We start from the raw sequence: 1,357 nt of genomic DNA, 5'->3' as shown, positions 1-1,357 counted from the left end.
TGAAAGTGGCGCAGGCTCTTTAACGAACAAGCAGCCATGAGCGGAATAAGAGCATAAGAATCTCCTGCAAGCGCACTCGCCACCACTCCGTAAGGGCTGGTGGCTTTTTTTTCACGGCTCAAGGGATTGAGACATGGCACGTAACCAAGTCCTGAATATCGTCATCCGGGCCAAGGATCTGGCCAAGGGGAAACTGAGAAAGCTCGGCACCCAACTCCGGGATGTGGGCCGTAATGCCGATGGCACCGGTGGTTCTTTCAACCGTCTCGCGACGTCTATCCGTAACACCGTCCTGACCGTCACCGGTATCTATGCCCTGAAGCGAGCCATGCAAGGTGTTCTCGGAGTTGGCGACAAGTACGAACGCCTTGCCATCCAGATGGAAGCCCTGATGGGCAGCGTCGCAGCTGGTGAGCAAGCGGTGGGCTGGATCAAAGAGTTCACCAAGAGCACACCCCTGCAGCTCGACCAAGTCACCCAAGCCTTCGTCACTCTCAAGAACTTCGGCCTCGATCCTATGGACGGCACCCTGCTGGCGCTGGTGGATCAGAACGCCAAGCTGGGCGGGGAGTTTGAACGGCTCCAGCGTATCTCGCTGGCACTGGGACAGGCCTTCGGTAAGCAGAAACTGCAGGGCGAGGAGCTGCGCCAGCTGATTGAGGCGGGCGTGCCTGCGTGGCAGTTGCTGGAGCAGGCCACCGGGGAAAACGTGCAGGTGCTCCGGGAGTTGTCAGAGAAAGGCCAGCTGGGCACCGATGTTATCAAAGCCCTGATTGCCGAGATGGGCTCCAGCTCCATGGGCGCGGCCCAGAAGAACATGAAGACCCTGTCTGGCCTCTGGTCGAACATGAAAGACCGGTTTGAGCTGTTCGCCAAAGCCATAAGCGACAGCGGCTGGGCGGATTACATCAAGGCCCAGATGACGGCAGTGGGCAACAAGCTCGATGAGCTGGCGGCCAACGGTAAGCTGGACGAGCTGGCTAAAAATATCTCCGCAACCTTTATTGCCATCGCCGAAAGCCTCAAAGTCTTCTTTTCCAACCTGACTCTGGATGAGGTGGTCAATACCACGACCAGCGGGTTTCAGAAGATCGTCGATACGGCCACCACAGTGATCGCCACCTTTCAGGTATTGGGCAATGGCATCAAGGCCCTGTTCAATAGCCTGTCGGTTGTCGTTAAAGGTGCAGCGACTTTTATTACTGGAGCTATTGCCAAGATATCGGAGGCTGCGGCGGATATTGTCGGCGCTCTGGGTTTTGATGAGCTGGAACAAAAGGCCCGGTCGTTTTCCAACGGCACCCGCGCAGTGATGACGGCCTTTGCTGATGGCGTCGCCAAGGATGCCAACAAGGTG

At 57.1% G+C, this 1,357-nt stretch carries 1 protein-coding gene; it reads left to right on the top strand.

The annotated features are described in order from the left end of the window. Positions 1 to 133: 133 nt before the first annotated feature. The coding region (locus tag E1189_RS01415; protein ID WP_155158321.1) for a tape measure protein at positions 134 to 1,357 on the top strand (1,224 nt) is incomplete at its 3' end.

The organism is Parendozoicomonas verongulae, assembly GCF_009711465.1.
Lineage (GTDB): Bacteria > Pseudomonadota > Gammaproteobacteria > Pseudomonadales > Endozoicomonadaceae > Sansalvadorimonas > Sansalvadorimonas verongulae.
This window is presented reverse-complemented; position numbering and strand designations above follow the sequence as displayed.